The sequence below is a fragment of the Streptomyces sp. URMC 123 genome, from assembly GCF_051386515.1.
In the GTDB taxonomy this organism is placed as follows: Bacteria; Actinomycetota; Actinomycetes; order Streptomycetales; family Streptomycetaceae; genus Streptomyces.
The window spans coordinates 22,301-38,171 of record NZ_JBPQTV010000026.1; the positions used below are offsets into that span (position 1 = coordinate 22,301).

Annotated in this window: 11 protein-coding genes and 1 tRNA gene; 8 read left to right on the forward strand and 4 right to left on the reverse strand. The window is 73.6% G+C overall.

The window, feature by feature from the left end; genetic code table 11:
• The first annotated feature begins 95 nt into the window (after positions 1-95).
• Entirely contained in the window at positions 96-293 is a 198-nt protein-coding gene (locus ACSNOD_RS06160) for a hypothetical protein (RefSeq protein ID WP_436765717.1), read from the forward strand.
• Positions 294-389: 96 nt separating this feature from the next.
• Here the strand turns inward: ACSNOD_RS06160 and ACSNOD_RS06165 are convergent, their stop codons facing one another.
• From ACSNOD_RS06165 to ACSNOD_RS06175, 3 genes are all read right to left on the reverse strand, one after another.
• Positions 390-662, reverse strand: coding sequence for a TM2 domain-containing protein (locus tag ACSNOD_RS06165; protein ID WP_436765718.1), 273 nt, complete (start codon positions 660-662; stop codon positions 390-392).
• A 162-nt stretch (positions 663-824) separates the two neighbouring features.
• Complete coding sequence (locus tag ACSNOD_RS06170; RefSeq protein WP_436765727.1) at positions 825-1,169, reverse strand: DUF2752 domain-containing protein; 345 nt, start codon at positions 1,167-1,169, stop codon at positions 825-827.
• 148 nt (positions 1,170-1,317) lie between these two features.
• Positions 1,318-1,833: a TM2 domain-containing protein gene (locus ACSNOD_RS06175; protein ID WP_436765719.1), complete on the reverse strand. Its 516-nt coding sequence runs from the start codon at positions 1,831-1,833 to the stop codon at positions 1,318-1,320.
• A 421-nt stretch (positions 1,834-2,254) separates the two neighbouring features.
• Between ACSNOD_RS06175 and topA the strand changes: the two genes are divergently transcribed.
• The 4 genes from topA to ACSNOD_RS06195 all read left to right on the forward strand — a co-directional run bounded on the left by topA (position 2,255) and on the right by ACSNOD_RS06195 (position 12,018).
• Positions 2,255-5,125 (forward strand): type I DNA topoisomerase, encoded by a 2,871-nt coding sequence (gene topA / locus ACSNOD_RS06180; protein WP_436765720.1) that lies wholly within the window; start codon positions 2,255-2,257, stop codon positions 5,123-5,125.
• Between the two features lie 55 nt (positions 5,126-5,180).
• Positions 5,181-8,657, forward strand: coding sequence for a dTMP kinase (gene tmk / locus ACSNOD_RS06185; RefSeq protein WP_436765721.1), 3,477 nt, complete (start codon positions 5,181-5,183; stop codon positions 8,655-8,657).
• Positions 8,658-8,870: 213 nt separating this feature from the next.
• A complete protein-coding gene (locus ACSNOD_RS06190; protein WP_436765722.1) occupies positions 8,871-10,115 on the forward strand; it encodes a DNA polymerase III subunit delta' in 1,245 nt (414 codons plus the stop codon).
• A 247-nt stretch (positions 10,116-10,362) separates the two neighbouring features.
• The gene (locus ACSNOD_RS06195; RefSeq protein WP_436765723.1) at positions 10,363-12,018 is read left to right on the forward strand and encodes an alpha/beta hydrolase; all 1,656 of its coding nucleotides are present in this window, start codon (positions 10,363-10,365) and stop codon (positions 12,016-12,018) included.
• A 128-nt stretch (positions 12,019-12,146) separates the two neighbouring features.
• On the opposite strand, the gene ACSNOD_RS06200 is transcribed toward ACSNOD_RS06195, so the two are convergent.
• The gene (locus tag ACSNOD_RS06200) at positions 12,147-13,637 is read right to left on the reverse strand and encodes an MFS transporter (protein WP_436765728.1); all 1,491 of its coding nucleotides are present in this window, start codon (positions 13,635-13,637) and stop codon (positions 12,147-12,149) included.
• Positions 13,638-14,146: 509 nt separating this feature from the next.
• On the opposite strand from ACSNOD_RS06200, the gene ACSNOD_RS06205 reads away from it, so the two are divergent.
• From ACSNOD_RS06205 to ACSNOD_RS06215, 3 genes are all read left to right on the forward strand, one after another.
• A tRNA-Thr gene (locus tag ACSNOD_RS06205) sits at positions 14,147-14,220 on the forward strand.
• A gap of 94 nt (positions 14,221-14,314) precedes the next feature.
• A complete protein-coding gene (locus ACSNOD_RS06210) occupies positions 14,315-14,815 on the forward strand; it encodes a hypothetical protein (RefSeq protein ID WP_436765724.1) in 501 nt (166 codons plus the stop codon).
• A 743-nt stretch (positions 14,816-15,558) separates the two neighbouring features.
• The gene (locus tag ACSNOD_RS06215) at positions 15,559-15,750 is read left to right on the forward strand and encodes a DUF5302 domain-containing protein (protein ID WP_436765725.1); all 192 of its coding nucleotides are present in this window, start codon (positions 15,559-15,561) and stop codon (positions 15,748-15,750) included.
• The last annotated feature ends 121 nt before the right edge of the window (positions 15,751-15,871 follow it).

The following is a 15,871-nucleotide window of genomic DNA, read 5'->3' on the forward strand; positions in this document are numbered from 1 at the left end:
AACGGCCGGCGGCTCGCGTTCACCCGGTGTTCGCGCCGGGGTCGCCCGCCCGTGCGACTCTCCAGCGGGGCGAGCGCACCGGGAGGCGAGGAGCGATGGAGAGCGGACCCGCGGCCTTCGCCGGAACGGCCTTCACGCTGTTCGGCGCGGGCCTGTTGATGTGGACGGCGGCCCGGCTGTGGCAGGGCGAGCCGGTCGCCCACGGGGCGCGCACGGCCTGGGCCACGGCGGCCGCCGCGCTGGTGGGCCTGGTGGCCGGCGGCACGGGGTGTTGGCTGCTGCTGCAGGTTTAGCAGGTTCAGCAGGTTTGACGGCGGGTGTCGGCAAAGGCCGCGGCCCGCGTCCGGATCAACCGGACGCGGGCCGCGGTGTGAGCACCGGTGACGGCGTCAGCCGCGCAGCACACGGCCCTGCTTGTCGGTGCGGTCGCTGCTGGCGAAGAACATGATCGCGTCGATCAGGGACCAGAAGCCGAGACCACCACAGGTCAGCAGCTGGGCTATCGCGATGCCGACGTGGCCGGTGTAGAACCGGCCGACACCCAGGGTGCCCAGGAAGAGCTGGAGGATGCCGGCGACGACCTTGGACTTGTCGGAGTACGGCTGTCCGTTGGGGGCGACGCCGTAGGGACCGGCGGCGGGGGGCTGAGCGGGGTACGACACGGGGATGACTCCTCGTCAACAAACATGAACTTCTCGGGGACGCTGCCGTTTAGCCGATGGGACGGCCGTACGGCAGTGCAGATTCAGACATTCCCAGGTCGCGCATGGTTGCCCGGCGGCGGAGATCGTAACCAACCGGTGATCAAGGCCCCGCGGCGCCGCTCAGCCCACCAGGTTGCGGGTGACCGCCCAGGCGACCGCGAGGCCCAGCACGGCGGCCGTGCCGCGCCGGCCCAGCCGCGGCCGGTAGCGCCGGCCGCGCAGCCCCTCCCACAGCCAGCGGCCGCCCAGATAGGCGGCGGCCGGCAGCCCCAGCAGGAGCAGCGCCGTGTTGTCGTGGAAGGCGGCGACGACGTCGCCGTGCATCAGGTCATAGGTCATCCGCGTGCCGCCGCAGCCGGGGCAGAGGAGCCCCGTGGCCCAGTTGAAGGGGCACCGCGGCAGCAACTGGCCGGATTCGTGCGGATTGCGCCCCCAGAGATAGGCGGCGCCGGCCAGACCGGCCATCAGTACGGAGAGAGGCGGCACGACCGGGTGGGAGAGCGCCCGTACGGTCGCGCCCAGCCGTCCGGGCAGCGCGGCTCGCGCCGTACGGTCGCCGGTGCCCGGTCCCGTACGGCGCGAGCCGCGCGCCGCCGCGTCGAGAGGGTGCCGCTCAGCCACGCAGAACGCGCCCCTGAGCGTCCGTCGCGTTGCTGCTCGACAGCAGCACGATCGCGTCGATCAGGGACCAGATGCCCAGGCCGCCGCAGGTGAAGAGCTGGCCCAGGGCCAGGCCGACGTGGCCGGTGTAGAAGCGGCCGACGCCGAAGCCGCCGAGGAAGAGCGAGAGCATGCCCGCCGCGACCTTGGACTTGTCGGAGTACGGGCGGCCGTAGGGGTCGTAGCCGTACGGAGCGCTCGGGTCGTAGCCGTACGGGGGCATCCCGGGGGCGGCCGCCGGAGCGGGCTGCGGGTAGCCGTATCCGGGCTGCGGGTATCCGTACGGTGCCTGCGGCGCCTGCCCCGGCTGACCGTACTGTGCTTGCCCGGGCTGCGGCTGACCGTACTGTGCCTGGCCGGGCTGCGGCTGGCCCGGCTGCGGGTAGCCGTACGCGGCGCCCTGCGGGGGCTGGGGCTGCGGGGGCTGCTGAGGCTGCTGGGGCTTCGCGTAGGGATTGGGCTCGGACATGTGTGGGACCCCCCGATGGTGAGCGACCGTGCGTCGTCGTTCGTCGATCGTCGTGCCGGATCGTCGTGCCAGTGGTGTGCGCTGCGCCGCGCCGCTCGCGGCCCGCGGCGCGCCCGGGATCTCTCCCGGGGCGCGGGGTGGCGCCGAGCGGCGGCGCGCGAGACATCCTGCCAGGCACCCCCGCGGCGCGGCGCGCGCGGTCCGGCCCGGCCCCGGGCGGGCGGGGAGGCGCCGTGTGACGATGCCCGGGACGTTGCGGTCCGGGCGGCGGGCAGGACGCTTGTCGGGTTACCGTTCGAGTGGCGTTGCGGGCTTTTCCCGTTTGACACGGGGGCGGGAGGTACCGTCACACTCCGCAGCGTCACCGTGTTGTCACCCCAGCGTCCGTTTGTATCGAGCCTCGACCGGAAGAAGAGCGAAGTTGTCCCCGACCAGCGACACCGCACAGGGCGGCGGCCGCCGACTCGTCATCGTCGAGTCGCCTGCCAAGGCGAAGACGATCAAGGGCTACCTGGGTCCCGGATACGTCGTCGAGGCCAGTGTCGGGCACATCCGCGACCTTCCGAACGGTGCCGCGGAGGTCCCGGCGAAGTACAAGGGCGAGCCCTGGGCACGCCTCGGCGTCAATGTGGACGCCGACTTTCAGCCGATCTATGTCGTCAACGCCGACAAGAAGAGCCAGGTCAGCAAGCTCAAGGAACTGCTCGCCGACTCGGACGAGCTCTTCCTCGCCACCGATGAGGACCGCGAGGGCGAGGCCATCGCCTGGCACCTCCAGGAGGTGCTCAAGCCCAAGGTCCCGGTGCGCCGGATGGTCTTCCACGAGATCACCAAGGACGCGATCCGGGAGGCCGTGGCCAACCCGCGCGAGCTGAACCAGCGCCTGGTCGACGCCCAGGAGACCCGCCGCATCCTCGACCGCCTCTACGGCTACGAGGTCTCGCCGGTGCTGTGGAAGAAGGTCATGCCCCGGCTGTCCGCCGGCCGGGTCCAGTCCGTGGCCACCCGGCTCGTCGTGGAGCGCGAGCGCGAGCGCATCGCGTTCCGCTCCGCCGAGTACTGGGACCTGACCGGAACCTTCGCCACCGGCCGCGCCGGTGACCCGACCGACCCCGGCACGCTCGCCGCCCGCCTCGCCAGCGTCGACGGGCGCCGGGTGGCCCAGGGCCGCGACTTCGGCTCGAACGGCCGGCTCAAGGACAGCGCCCAGGTCCTGCACCTGAACGAGGCCGACGCCCGCGCCCTGGCCGCCGCGCTCGCCGAGACCTCCTTCGCGGTCCGGTCCGTCGAGTCCAAGCCGTACCGCCGCTCGCCGTACGCCCCGTTCCGCACGACCACCCTCCAGCAGGAGGCGTCGCGCAAGCTGGGCTTCGGGGCCAAGGCGACCATGCAGATCGCGCAGAAGCTGTACGAGAACGGCTTCATCACCTATATGCGTACCGACTCGACCACGCTGTCGGAGACGGCGGTGGCGGCGGCCCGCGCCCAGGTGACCCAGCTCTACGGCGCCGACTACCTGCCGGACAAGCCGCGGCAGTACGCGGGCAAGGTCAAGAACGCCCAGGAGGCGCACGAGGCGATCCGGCCGTCGGGTGATCGTTTCCGCACCCCGGCCGAGACCGGTCTCACCGGCGACCAGTTCCGCCTCTACGAGCTCATCTGGAAGCGGACCGTCGCCTCCCAGATGAAGGACGCGGTCGGCGACTCCGTCACCGTACGGATCGGTGGCACCGCCGCCGACGGCCGGAAGGTCGAGTTCTCCGCCTCCGGCAAGACCATCACCTTCCACGGCTTCATGAAGGCCTATGTGGAGGGCGCGGACGACCCCAACGCGGAGCTCGACGACCGCGAGCGCCGGCTGCCCCAGGTGGCCGAGGGCGACCCGCTGTCCGCCGAGGAGATCACCGCCGACGGCCACGCCACCAAGCCCCCGGCCCGCTACACCGAGGCCTCGCTGGTGAAGGAGCTGGAGGAGCGGGAGATCGGCCGCCCGTCGACGTACGCGTCGATCATCGGCACCATCCTCGACCGCGGGTACGTCTTCAAGAAGGGCACCGCCCTGGTGCCCTCCTTCCTGTCCTTCGCGGTGGTCGGGCTGCTGGAGAAGCACTTCGGCCGGCTGGTCGACTACGACTTCACCGCCAAGATGGAGGACGACCTCGACCGCATCGCCGCCGGCGAGGCGGAGGCCGTGCCGTGGCTGCGCCGCTTCTACTTCGGCGAGCCCACCGAGGGCACCGCGGGCGGCGCCGCCGAGGCCGGCAACGGCGACGGCGACCACCTCGGCGGCCTGAAGGAGCTCGTCACCGATCTGGGTGCGATCGACGCCCGGGAGGTTTCGTCCTTCCCGGTCGGAGAAGGCATCGTGCTGCGCGTCGGCCGTTACGGCCCCTATGTCGAGCGGCCCTCGGACGTCGAGGGCGAGCCCGGCCAGCGGGCGGACGTGCCCGACGACCTGCCGCCGGACGAGCTCACCGTCGAGCTCGCCGAGGAACTGCTCGCGAAGCCGAGCGGCGAGCGCGTGCTCGGCACGGACCCCGAGCCGCCGCACCACCCGATCATCGCCAAGGACGGCCGCTACGGCCCGTACGTCACCGAGGTGCTGCCCGAGGGCACGCCGAAGACCGGCAAGAACGCGGTGAAGCCGCGCACGGCGTCGCTGTTCAAGTCGATGACGCTGGACACCGTCACGCTCGAGGACGCCCTCAAGCTGATGTCGCTGCCGCGGGTGGTGGGCACCGACCCCGAGTCGGGCGCCGAGATCACCGTCCAGAACGGCCGCTACGGCCCGTATCTGAAGAAGGGCACCGACTCGCGCTCCATCGAGACCGAGGACCAGATCTTCACCATCACGCTGGACGAGGCGCTGGCGATCTACGCCCAGCCGAAGCAGCGGGGCCGGGCGGCCGCCAAGCCGCCGCTGAAGGAGCTGGGCGCCGACCCGGTCAGCGGGCGGCCGGTGGTGGTGAAGGACGGCCGCTTCGGGCCGTATGTCACCGACGGGGAGACGAACGCCACGCTGCGGCGCGACGACGACGTCGAAACGATCACCCCGGAGCGCGGCTTCGAGCTCCTGGCGGAGAAGCGGGCCAAGGGCCCGGCGAAGAAGACCGCCAAGAAGGCGCCGGCGAAGAAGGCCGCCGCGAAGAAGACGGCGACCACGGCGAAGAAGACCGCCGCCAAGAAGACGGCGGCGAAGAAGACGGCCGCCGCGGGCGCCACGAAGAAGACGGCGGCCAAGAAGGCGACCGCCTCGGCGAAGGCCGCCGCGGGGCCCGAGGACGCCTCCTAGGCGCCGTTCACCCGGGCGCCCCTCCGGGGCCCCGGACTCCGGATAGGCTGGCCGGATGACGCGTACCGAGCAGCCAACGGACGTGACCACCACTTCCGGCGCCCTCGCCGAGGACTCCCGTGAGCGCGCCGTACGAGCCCTGCTGCGACTCCCCGCACTGAGGCGCCTGTGGAGCGCCCAGCTCGTCGGCGGCGTCGGCGACGCCCTGTCGGTGCTGGTGCTCGTTCTGCTCGCGCTCCAGGCGGCCGTCGCCGAGGGCTCCCTCGGAGGCGGTTATCGCGGCGCGGCCCTCGCCGTCGCCGCGGCCTTCGGGGCGCGCCTCCTGGCGACCCTCCTCCTCGGCGCCGTCCTGCTCGGCCCCCTGTCGTCGCTCACCGCGCCGTCGGGGCCGCTGGACCGCCGCTGGACGATGATCGGCGCGGACGGGGCGCGGCTGGGCCTGTTGGTCGTCGCGCCCCTGTGGATCGACTGGACACCGGCCCACGCGCTGACCGTCCTGCTCGCCACCGCCTTCGTCACCGGCGCCGCCGAGCGGATCTGGACGGTCGCCAAGGACGGCGCCGCGCCGGCGCTGCTGCCGGCGCCCCCGGCCGAGGGCGCGGCCGTACGGCCCCTGCCCGACCACCTGGACGCGCTGCGCCGCCTCTCGCTCCGTACGGGCTTCGTCGCGCTGCCCCTCGCGGCCGCCACGCTGCTGCTGATCACGCTGGTCAGCAATCTCTTCGGGTCCGGCATCGAGTGGTTCCACCTGCACCAGGTGGCGCTGGCCTCCTACGTGGCCGCAGGACTGTTCGCGGCCTCGATCTCGGTCCTGTACGTGCTCGAACTGCCCGGCGGTCAGACCCCCCGCCCGCGCTCGCCCCTGGAGGGGCTGCGCAGGCCGGCCAAGAGCTCCGCGTCCGGCACCGCGGCCGACAAGGGCCGTACGGGCGCCGTCCCGCTGTTGGTCCTCGCCTGCGCCGCCGTCGCGGGCGCGATCGCGGGCGCCGTGGGCGTGGCCGCGCTCCAGGCGCGGGACCTGGGCGGCGGCCCCGTCTCCTTCGCCCTGCTGGTCCTCGCCCTCACCGGCGGCACCTGTCTCGGCATTCGTACGGCGCGCAAGGTGCTGCCCGCGCTGTCGCGCCGCCGGCTGCTGGCCCTGTCCATCACCGTCACCGGGATCGCCCTGCTCGCCGCGGGGCTCACCCCGGACCCGACGACCGTACTGCTGCTGCTCCTGCTCGCCGGCACGGGCGCGGGCATCGCCGCCAACACCGGACACACCCTCCTGGACCAGGAGACGGAGCAGGCGCGCAAGGCCCGTACGACGGAGCACCTGCACGCCGTGGTCCGCCTGCTGGTCGCGCTGGGCGCGCTCGTCGCCCCGCTGCTGGCGGCCGGGATCGGACCGCACCGGCTGGCCGACGGCTCGTTCGTCTTCGCCCACGGCGGCGCGGCCTTCACCCTGATGCTGCTGGGCGCCCTGCTGCTGCCGGTGGCCGCCGTCGTCCTGGGCAGGCTCGACGACCGGCAGGGCGTGCCGCTGCGGCGCGACCTGCGGGACGCGCTGCGCGGCGGCGACCCGGAGCAGGCGCCGGCCGCGAAGGGCTTCTTCATCGCCCTGGAGGGCGGCGACGGCGCCGGCAAGTCGACCCAGGTCGAGGCCCTGGCGGAGTGGATTCGCGCCAAGGGCCACGAGGTCGTCGTCACCCGCGAGCCGGGCGCCACGGCGATCGGCAAGCGGCTGCGCTCCATCCTGCTGGACGTGTCGAGCGCGGGGCTGTCGAACCGGGCCGAGGCGCTGCTGTACGCGGCGGACCGGGCCGAGCACGTCGACAGCGTCGTCCGGCCCGCGCTGGGGCGCGGCGCGGTGGTCATCTCCGACCGCTACATCGACTCCTCCGTGGCCTACCAGGGCGCCGGGCGCGACCTGTCGCCCACGGAGATCGCCCGCATCTCGCGCTGGGCGACGGACGGCCTCGTGCCGCATCTGACCGTTCTGCTCGACGTCTCGCCCGAGACCGCGCGGGAACGCTTCACCGAGGCCCCGGACCGGCTGGAGTCCGAGCCGGCCGAGTTCCACCAGCGGGTGCGGGCCGGGTTCCTCGCCCTGGCCGCCGCCGACCCGGCGCGGTATCTGGTGGTGGACGCCGGCCAGGCCCCGGAGACCGTCACCACGGCCGTACGGCACCGCCTCGACCAGATGCTGCCGCTGTCGGAGGCGGAGATCGCGGCGCGCGAGGAGGCCCGCAGGGCCGCCGAGGAGGAGCGCCGCCGCCGGGAGGCCGAGGAGGCCGCCCGCAAGGCCGAGGAGGAGCGGCTGGAGCGCGAGCGCCAGGAGCAGCTCGCCAAGCTGCGCGCCGAGGAGGAGGAGCGCAAGCGCCACGAGCTGGAGGAGGCGCGCCGCCGTGAGCTGGAGCGGCAGGCCGAGGAGGCCCGCCGCAGGGCCGAGGAGGCGCGTCGGCTGGCCGAGGAGGAGCGCAAGCGCCGCGAGGCGGAGGAAGCCGCGCGGGTGGCCGAGCAGGAGCGGCTGAGGCGCCTGGCGCAGGAGCAGGCGCGGCTCCGGGCGGAGGCGGAGGCCCGCCGCCTGGAGAAGCAGCGCAAGGCCGAGGAGGCCCTGCTGCGGGCCGAGCAGGCCCGGCTGGAGGCGGAGGCGCGGGAACGGGCCGAGGCGCGGGAGCGCGCGGAGGCGCGGCGCGATCCCGTGCTGGGCACCAGCCGACGGCGCGCGGAGGGGCGTCCGGGTGGCGCCGAGGACGGCCGGGGCGAGACGTCGGAGTCCGAGGTGACGCAGACGGTTCCGATGCCGAAGGCCGATCCGCGGGTGGCGGCGGCCGCGCCGTCCGGAGCGGAGCCGTCCGGAGCGCGACCTTCCGATTCCTCACCCGGTGCCACGTCCGGTTCCGCGGCGGGTTCCGCGGCGGGTTCCGATGCGGAGAAGACGACCGTTCTGCGGCCCGTGCGGCCCGTACGGTCCGAGGGCGGTGCCGGTACCGGTGCCGATGCCGGGGACGACCCGCGTACCGCCGAGGCGCCGACGGACGAGACCGCCGTACTGCCGCCGGTCCGCCCCGACGCGGAGGAGACCGCCGTACTGCCGCCGGTTCGTCCCGAGGCGGACGAGACGGCCGTACTGCCGCGCACATCCGCCGGGGACGACGCCGACGAGACCGCGGTGCTTCCGCCCGTACGGGGCGAGGCCGGCGCGGGCGCGGACGCGGGCCGTTCCGCCGCGGGGAGCGCGCCGCGGTCGAAGCCGCGGCACCCCGAGCGCCCCGCCGACCCGACGGACCGGGTGCCCCCGTGGCTCTTCCGCCCCGAGGACGAGGAGGCGCGCCCCGCGGCGACCGACCCGGACGCCGAGCGGACCCGGGAGCTGCCCCAGGTGGACCCGGCATCCGGCCGGCCTGTCACCGAGGACCGATCCCGGCGGCGGCCCGCGTGGGCCGAGCCGGCCCCCGCCGAGGACCAGGCGCCGTCGCTCGCCGACGAGCTCCTCGGCCCGCCGGAGGACGAGGACGACCAGCGCCGGCGGCGCCCCCGCCGCGGCTGACCCACGGAAGAACGGAAAAGCAGGAGACGAGGGCCCGCGCCGGGACACGGCGCGGGCCCTCGCGCGTAACGGGGCGCTCGGGCCCGGTTTCGAGCCGTGGGCAGGGGCCCCGCGGGGAGCGGGCGCCGAGCCTCGCGCCGAGCGTGGGCCGGGAGTGTCAGTGGCGTGCCCCACAATGGAACGCGCACGGCGGCGCACGGCGAAGGGACGGCTATGGCGGTGTGGGACGACCTGGTCGGGCAGGACCGGGTGACGGAGCAGCTCGCCGCCGCCGCGCGCGACGCGGACGCCCTGGTGACGGCCGACGAGGCCGCGGGCCAGGCCCCTTCCGGTGCCGATGACGCGCCCCCCGAGGCGCCGGCGTCGTCGAAGATGACGCACGCCTGGCTGTTCACCGGCCCCCCCGGCTCCGGCCGCTCCACCGCCGCCCGCGCCTTCGCCGCCGCGCTCCAGTGCGTCAGCCCCGACCGCGCCCTGGGCGGCGCCCCCGGCTGCGGCTTCTGCGACGGCTGTCACACCGCCCTCATCGGCACCCACGCCGATGTCGAGGTGGTCCGCACCGATCTGCTGTCGATCGGCGTGAAGGAGACCCGCGAGCTCGTACGGCGCGCCCAGCTCTCCCCGGCCGTCGGCCGCTGGCAGGTGATCGTCCTGGAGGACGCCGACCGCCTCACCGAGGGCGCGGGCAACGTCCTGCTGAAGGCCGTCGAGGAGCCCGCCCCCCGTACCGTCTGGCTGCTGTGCGCGCCGTCGATCGAGGACGTGCTGCCCACGATCCGCTCGCGCTGCCGGCACCTCACGCTCCGCACCCCGCCGGTCGACGCCGTCGCGGATGTGCTGGTCCGCCGGGACGGCATCGAGCCGGAGCTGGCGGCCTCCGTCGCCCGCGCCACCCAGGGGCACATCGGCCGGGCCCGCCGGCTGGCCACCGACGAGCGGGCGCGGGCGCGCCGGGCGGCCGTGCTGAAGCTCCCGCTGCGGGTCGCCGACATCGGCGGCTGTCTGAAGGCGGCGCAGGAACTCGTCGACGCCGCCGCGGAGGACGCCAAGCAGGTGGCCGACGAGGTGGACACCAAGGAGACCGAGGAGCTGAGGGCCGCCCTCGGCGCCGCCGCCGGCACCGGAGGCCGGCTGCCGCGCGGCACGGCGGGCGCGATGAAGGAGCTCCAGGACCGCCAGAAGCGGCGGGCGACGCGTACCCAGCGCGACAGCCTGGACCTGGCCCTGGTGGACCTCACCGGCTTCTACCGCGATGTGCTCGCCCTCCAGCTCGGCTCCTCCGTGGGCCTGGCCAACGAGAGCGAGCGGGACGCCGTGGAGCGGGTCGCCCGGGACTCCACGCCGGAGCGGACCCTGCGCCGGATACAGGCGGTGATCGCCTGCCGGGAGGCGCTGGACCGCAATGTGGCGCCGCTGCTGGCGGTGGAGGCGATGACCATGGCGCTGCGCGCGGGCTGACGGCGTACGGACCGGGGCGGCCGGGGGCGCACGCGCCCGGGGCTCGGCCGGTCGGACACCTTCGTCAACCGGAAACGGCAGGGCGAAAAACACTCCGAAGCGAACACGTACGGTGGCACTGCGGCTACGCTCAATGATCCCGTACGCGGATGGACGCGATTGAGCGCGGATGACCGTGAATGACGTGAACGACGTGAACAACTGGCGGTCGTGCCGCGCGACCCGGGTGAGAACTGAGGTAGGGCTCATGGACACCAGCCGACTGCTCCGCACCACCGGCACCGTTCTCGCGGTGGCCGGCTTGCTGATCTCCGGCTGCTCGTCGAGTGGTTCGACACCGAGCGCGTCGGCGACCCCCAACGCGTCCGCCTCCCCCTCCGGCGACATCGTGGCGGGCGGCGGCGCCTCCGTACTGCGGCCCCTGGCGGCCGAGATCCCGGCCGGCCTCAAGCCGTACTACGAGCAGAAGGTGTCCTGGCGCGCCTGTGGAGTGCCCGGCTTCGAATGCGCCACGATCCGCGCCCCGCTCGACTACGACGCCGTCGACGGAACGAACGGTCAGGGCGGCGCGAACGGGCAGGGCGGGAGCCGGGCGCGGGCCGCCGTGGAGGAGGTGGAGCTCGCCGTCTCCCGCAAGAAGGCCACCGGCCCCGGCAAGCGCCTCGGCTCTCTCCTGGTGAACCCCGGCGGCCCCGGCGGCTCGGCCATCGGCTACCTGCAGAGCTACGCGGCGATCGGCTATCCCGCGCCGGTCCGCGCGCAGTACGACATGGTGGCCGTCGACCCGCGCGGCGTGGCCCGCAGCGAGCCCGTGCGCTGCCTGTCCGACGCGGAGATGGACGCCTACACCGTCGTCGACCAGACCCCCGACGACCAGCGCGAGGTGGACCGGCTGGTGACGGCCTACCGCACCTTCGCCCAGGGCTGCCAGAAGCGGTCGGGGCGCGTCCTGTCGCATGTGTCGACGATCGACTCGGCGCGCGACATGGACGTGCTGCGGGCGGTGCTGGGCGACGAGAAGCTCACCTTCGTGGGCGCCTCGTACGGCACCTTCCTGGGCGCGACGTACGCGGGCCTCTACCCCGGCAGGGTCGGCCGGCTGGTCCTCGACGGCGCGATGGACCCGTCCCTGTCGGCGCTGCGCATGAACCGCGACCAGACCGCTGGCTTCCAGACCGCCTTCCGGGCGTTCGCCGACGACTGCGTCGACCGGGACGACTGCCCGCTCGGCACGGGAAGCGCGGAGGAGGCCGGCGAGAAGCTGCAGGGCTTCTTCCGGAAGCTCGACGCGCAGCCGGCGCGCGCCGGCCAGAAGCGGGAGCTGACCGAGTCGCTGGCGACCACGGGTGTGATCGCGGCCATGTACGACGAGGGCGCGTGGCAGCAACTGCGCGCGGCCCTGCGCAGCGCCATGGACGGCGACGGCAGTCCTCTGCTGCGGCTCGCGGATCTGTACTACGAGCGGGACGCCAACGGCAGCTATGCCAACCTGATGTTCGCGAACCCCGCCGTGAACTGCCTGGACCTGCCGCCGGCCTTCCGCGGCCCGGACGACGTACGGCGGGAGCTGCCGTCCTTCCGCGAGGCATCGCCGGTCTTCGGCACGGGGCTGGCGTGGGCCGCGCTGAACTGCTCGTACTGGCCGGTCGAGCCCACGGGCCGCCCGGTGCGGATCGAGGCCAAGGGCGCGGCGCCGATCGTGGTCGTGGGCACCACCCGCGACCCGGCGACCCCGTACGTGTGGGCGCAGGGCCTGGCCGGCCAGCTGGAGTCGGCGTCGCTGCTGACGTACGACGGGGACGGGCACACGGCGTACGGGCGGGGGAGCGACTGCGTGGACACGGCGATCAACACGTATCTGCTGGAGGGGAAGGCGCCGAAGGGCGGCACGAAGTGCCGTTAGGGCTTTTGGTAGGGCTTTTGACGCGGCCGGGGTCCCGGCCCGGCGGCCAGGGCGCGGCCCGGTGAGCGGTGGGTCGGCTCAGTGGGCGGATGGGCCGGCCCGGTGATCCGTGGTCGCGGCCCGGTGGATCAGTGGGCGGCGGTCGCCGAGAAGCCGCGCGGCACCAGCCACACGGCGAGCAGCGTGACCACGAGCACGAGGCCCATCGAGACGTACGCGGTCGTGGTGAGCGCGCTGTCGAAGGACTCCTGGGCGGCGCGGAGCACCTCGGCGCCCGCGGTGCCGCCGGTCTGCTCGGCGACCTCGGACGCGCCGCCGACCGACTCGCGGGCGGAGTGCAGCTCGCCGTCCGACAGCGGCAGGCCGTCCGTCCGGCCGACCATCCGGCTGGTGTAGACGGCGCCGTGGATGCTGCCGAGCAGGGCCACGCCGAGGCCGACCCCGAGCTCGTACGAGGTCTCCGACACCGCGCCGGCCTGCCCCGCGCGCTCCGCCGGGACCGCGGAGATCATCACGGAGGCGGAGGCGGTGATCGCGAGGCCGTCGCCCGCGCCGAGGGCGGCCAGCACGACGGCGACGACCCAGTAGTGCGTCGGCTCGGGCGAGAGCGCGAGCAGGGCGAAGCCCGCCGCCAGCGCGCCGAGGCCGATGGCGAGCACGGAGCGGACCCCGAGGCGCTCCATCAGCCGGGGCGAGAGCAGCGCGCCGGCCAGCGCGGCGATGGCGACGGGGAGCGTACGCAGGCCGGCCTCGAACGGTGAGTAGCCGTGGACGTACTGGAGCCACAGCGAGACCAGGAAGAGCGCGGCGCCAATCGCGAGCATGGCGAGGAGGGTGGCCAGCGCGGCGGCGAGGAAGGCGCGGTTGGTGAACAGCCGCACCTCCAGCAGGGGGTCGGCCAGCCGGAGTTGGCGGCGCGCGAACACGGTGAGCACGAGGAGGGCGAGGGCGAGCAGCGCGAGGTCGCCGACCGCCAGGCTGCCCTTCGCCACGTGCTTGATGGCCCAGGCGAGCGCGACGATGCCGACGACGGAGAGCAGGGCGCTCGGCCAGTCCAGCCGGTGGTCGGGGTGCGCGTCGCGGTATTCGGGCAGCAGCCAGATCCCGGCGGCGACCGTGACGAGCACGATGGGGACGTTCACCCAGAACGCCGCCGCCCAGCCGAACCGCTCCACGAGCAGCCCGCCGATCAGCGGCCCCACGGCCGCGCCGGCTCCGGCCACGGCGGCCCAGACGCCGATGGCGAGCGCCCGCTCGCGGGCGTTGGTGAAGATGTTGCGGATGAGGGACAGGGTGGAGGGCATGACCATGGCCCCGCCGATGCCCAGCAGTACGCGGCCGGCGATCAGCTGGGCGGAGGAGTCGGCGGTGGCGGCGACGACCGAGGCCAGCCCGAACAGGACGAACCCGGTCAGGAAGAGCATCTTGCGCCCGTGCCGGTCGCCGATGGCGCCCGCGGTGACGAGCAGGCCGCCCAGGACGAGCCCGTAGATGTCGATGATCCACAGCTGGGCGAGGGCGCCGGGGCGGAGATCGTCGATGAGGGAGGGCAGTGCGACGTTGAGGATGGTCGCGTCCATGGCCACCAGGAGGAGGCTGGCGCAGAGGACGGCGAGCATGGCCCAGCGGTCGCCGCCGCCGGCGGCGCCGGCGGCGTGCCGGCCGCCCTGGCCGGGGTGGGGGCCGCTCCGCGCCCAGCTCGGCGGCCGGCGCGGTCCGGGGCCGCTCGCCGCCGGGCCCCCGCGCCCGCCGCGGCTTCGGCTTTCTCGGGCGTCGGCGCTGGGGCCGGAAGCGGAGCCGGGGCTGGGGCCGGAACCGGGGCCGGAGCCGGGGCCGGAGCTGGGGCCGGAGCCGGGCTCGGATTCGCCGTGCGAGGGGTCTCGCGCCACGGGCACCTCACTCTCCGCCGGGCGCACGGGGGGCGTGCGCCACCGGGCACATGGGCGTGATGCCCAGGAATGAGAACCTCGGCCCAGTATGTGCGGCTCCGTCCGCCCGGCGCGACCGGAGTGCCTCGGCGGGCGATCCCGCCCCCAAACCCCGGTGCGAGGCACCCCGCCCGACTGTGTAGACTTGGCGCCGTTGCGGTTCCCGTTCCCGTGCTCCACGGCGAACATTTCCGCAGCTCGCCGCCTTAGCTCAGTCGGCCAGAGCGACGCACTCGTAATGCGTAGGTCAAGGGTTCGATTCCCTTAGGCGGCTCAGAGAAGGGCCAGGTCAGACACCGTCTGACCTGGCCCTTTCTGTTGCCCGGGCGGCACAGCGGCACCTCAACAGCATCAGCGGGAGGGCAGGCGTGAGCTTCTGGCTGCAATCAGGGAACCCTGAGACCTTGGAGGTCGGGTCGGCGGCGGACATGGCGGACGCGACGGGGCAGATGTATCCCATGGGGGCCGAGGACGCGATCCTGTTCTGGAACCGGGTTCCGGTGCGGCTTGAATACCGATACGACATCCCTGTCCTGCTTGATGATCTCGTTCCGCTGCTGGAAGAAGTCCAGAATCCGGCGTTCTCTCACACGCAGGTGCACTGGGGGTCCGACACATTCTCCGCTGAATGGGATCTCGCGCGTGATGGGGATGGGCTCAGGATTGATTCTCGCTGGGAAAGCGTGCACGGGGGCTACGAGTTTTTGCTCAATGATCGGAGTCGGTTGACCGTCGGGATCGTTTCCTTCGTCTCCGAGTGGCTGAAAGTGCTCCGCAGGATCACATCGGACCTCAGCGTCTGCCGCGTCGCCCTGGAGGACGATGACATCGCGGTCCGGGTGAAAGCGCTGTTGTCGATGTCGAGCTGACCCCCCGGTAGAGCGCCGCCATCACCTCGATGACTTTGGCCGCCTCCAACTCGTCGAGCTGTGTCAAGCCCGCGCGCTCGACCTCTTCATCGGGGTCAGGGATGCGATCTGCCGGCTCCCAGCGCAGGTTCGGGCTGAACCGCTCGTCGTACTGTTCGTCCCGCAGCTCGCGGCGCCTGAGCAGCGGCCCCTGGCCATCGGGCCCGCACACGGGCGTCTGGTTGCCCCGCCGGGCACATGGGTCAGGTATTCCTCAAGCTCGTCGGAGAGATCGCGCGGGAGCCGAAACTCCGGGGCCACGTGTGGGGTGACATCAAAGAATGGCCACTCGTTCTCGACGGAGTAGGCCTGGGCCCACACGGCCGCCCGCCGCATGTATTCGCGCATCAGGACGCGGCGTGACATGACATGCCTGAACGCGTCGTCCCAGCTGCCGATCCATTCCACCGCACGGAGGCGATTCAGCATGGGGGATGGTGTTCGGTAAGTCATTTCAGTTCGCTTCCCTTCGGCCTGGGTCTTGGAAGCACCGGGACCGGGCGCCCGTGACATGCGGTCATCGAGCCGGGCCGTGCCGGGCGTCGTACGTTCGGGTTCACGCCCGTTCCCGCGCGGTCCGGCCGGGCGGTCGTACGGGGCCCGGCGGGGCGGGAACGGGGTCATGGGCGTGCGAAAGCGCTCGCCCCCCGCGCGCCGGTATGCGAAGCTGCTGGTCACCGTTGTTGTACCGGCTGGAGGTCCACATGGCAGAGACACCCGAACATATTGAGGCCGAGACCGACGCCGATGATGTGAAGCGCAAGTTCCGGGAGGCCCTGGAGCGCAAGACCCGCGGGTCCCAGGAGCGCCAGGCGCACGAGGACGGGCGGTCGAAGGTGAACGGCATGCAAGGGCCGAGCGCCCAGCGCCGCAACTTCCGTCGCAAGTCGGGCTGAGCCGGCCCGGCCCACGTCGGGGCCGGCCGTCATCAGGGAGGAGGCAGTCCCCAACGGGCGCCTCCTTCCTCTCGTTTCGGCCGCCGCCGCGGCCCCCGCGCGCCCCCGTGAACCCCCGGGC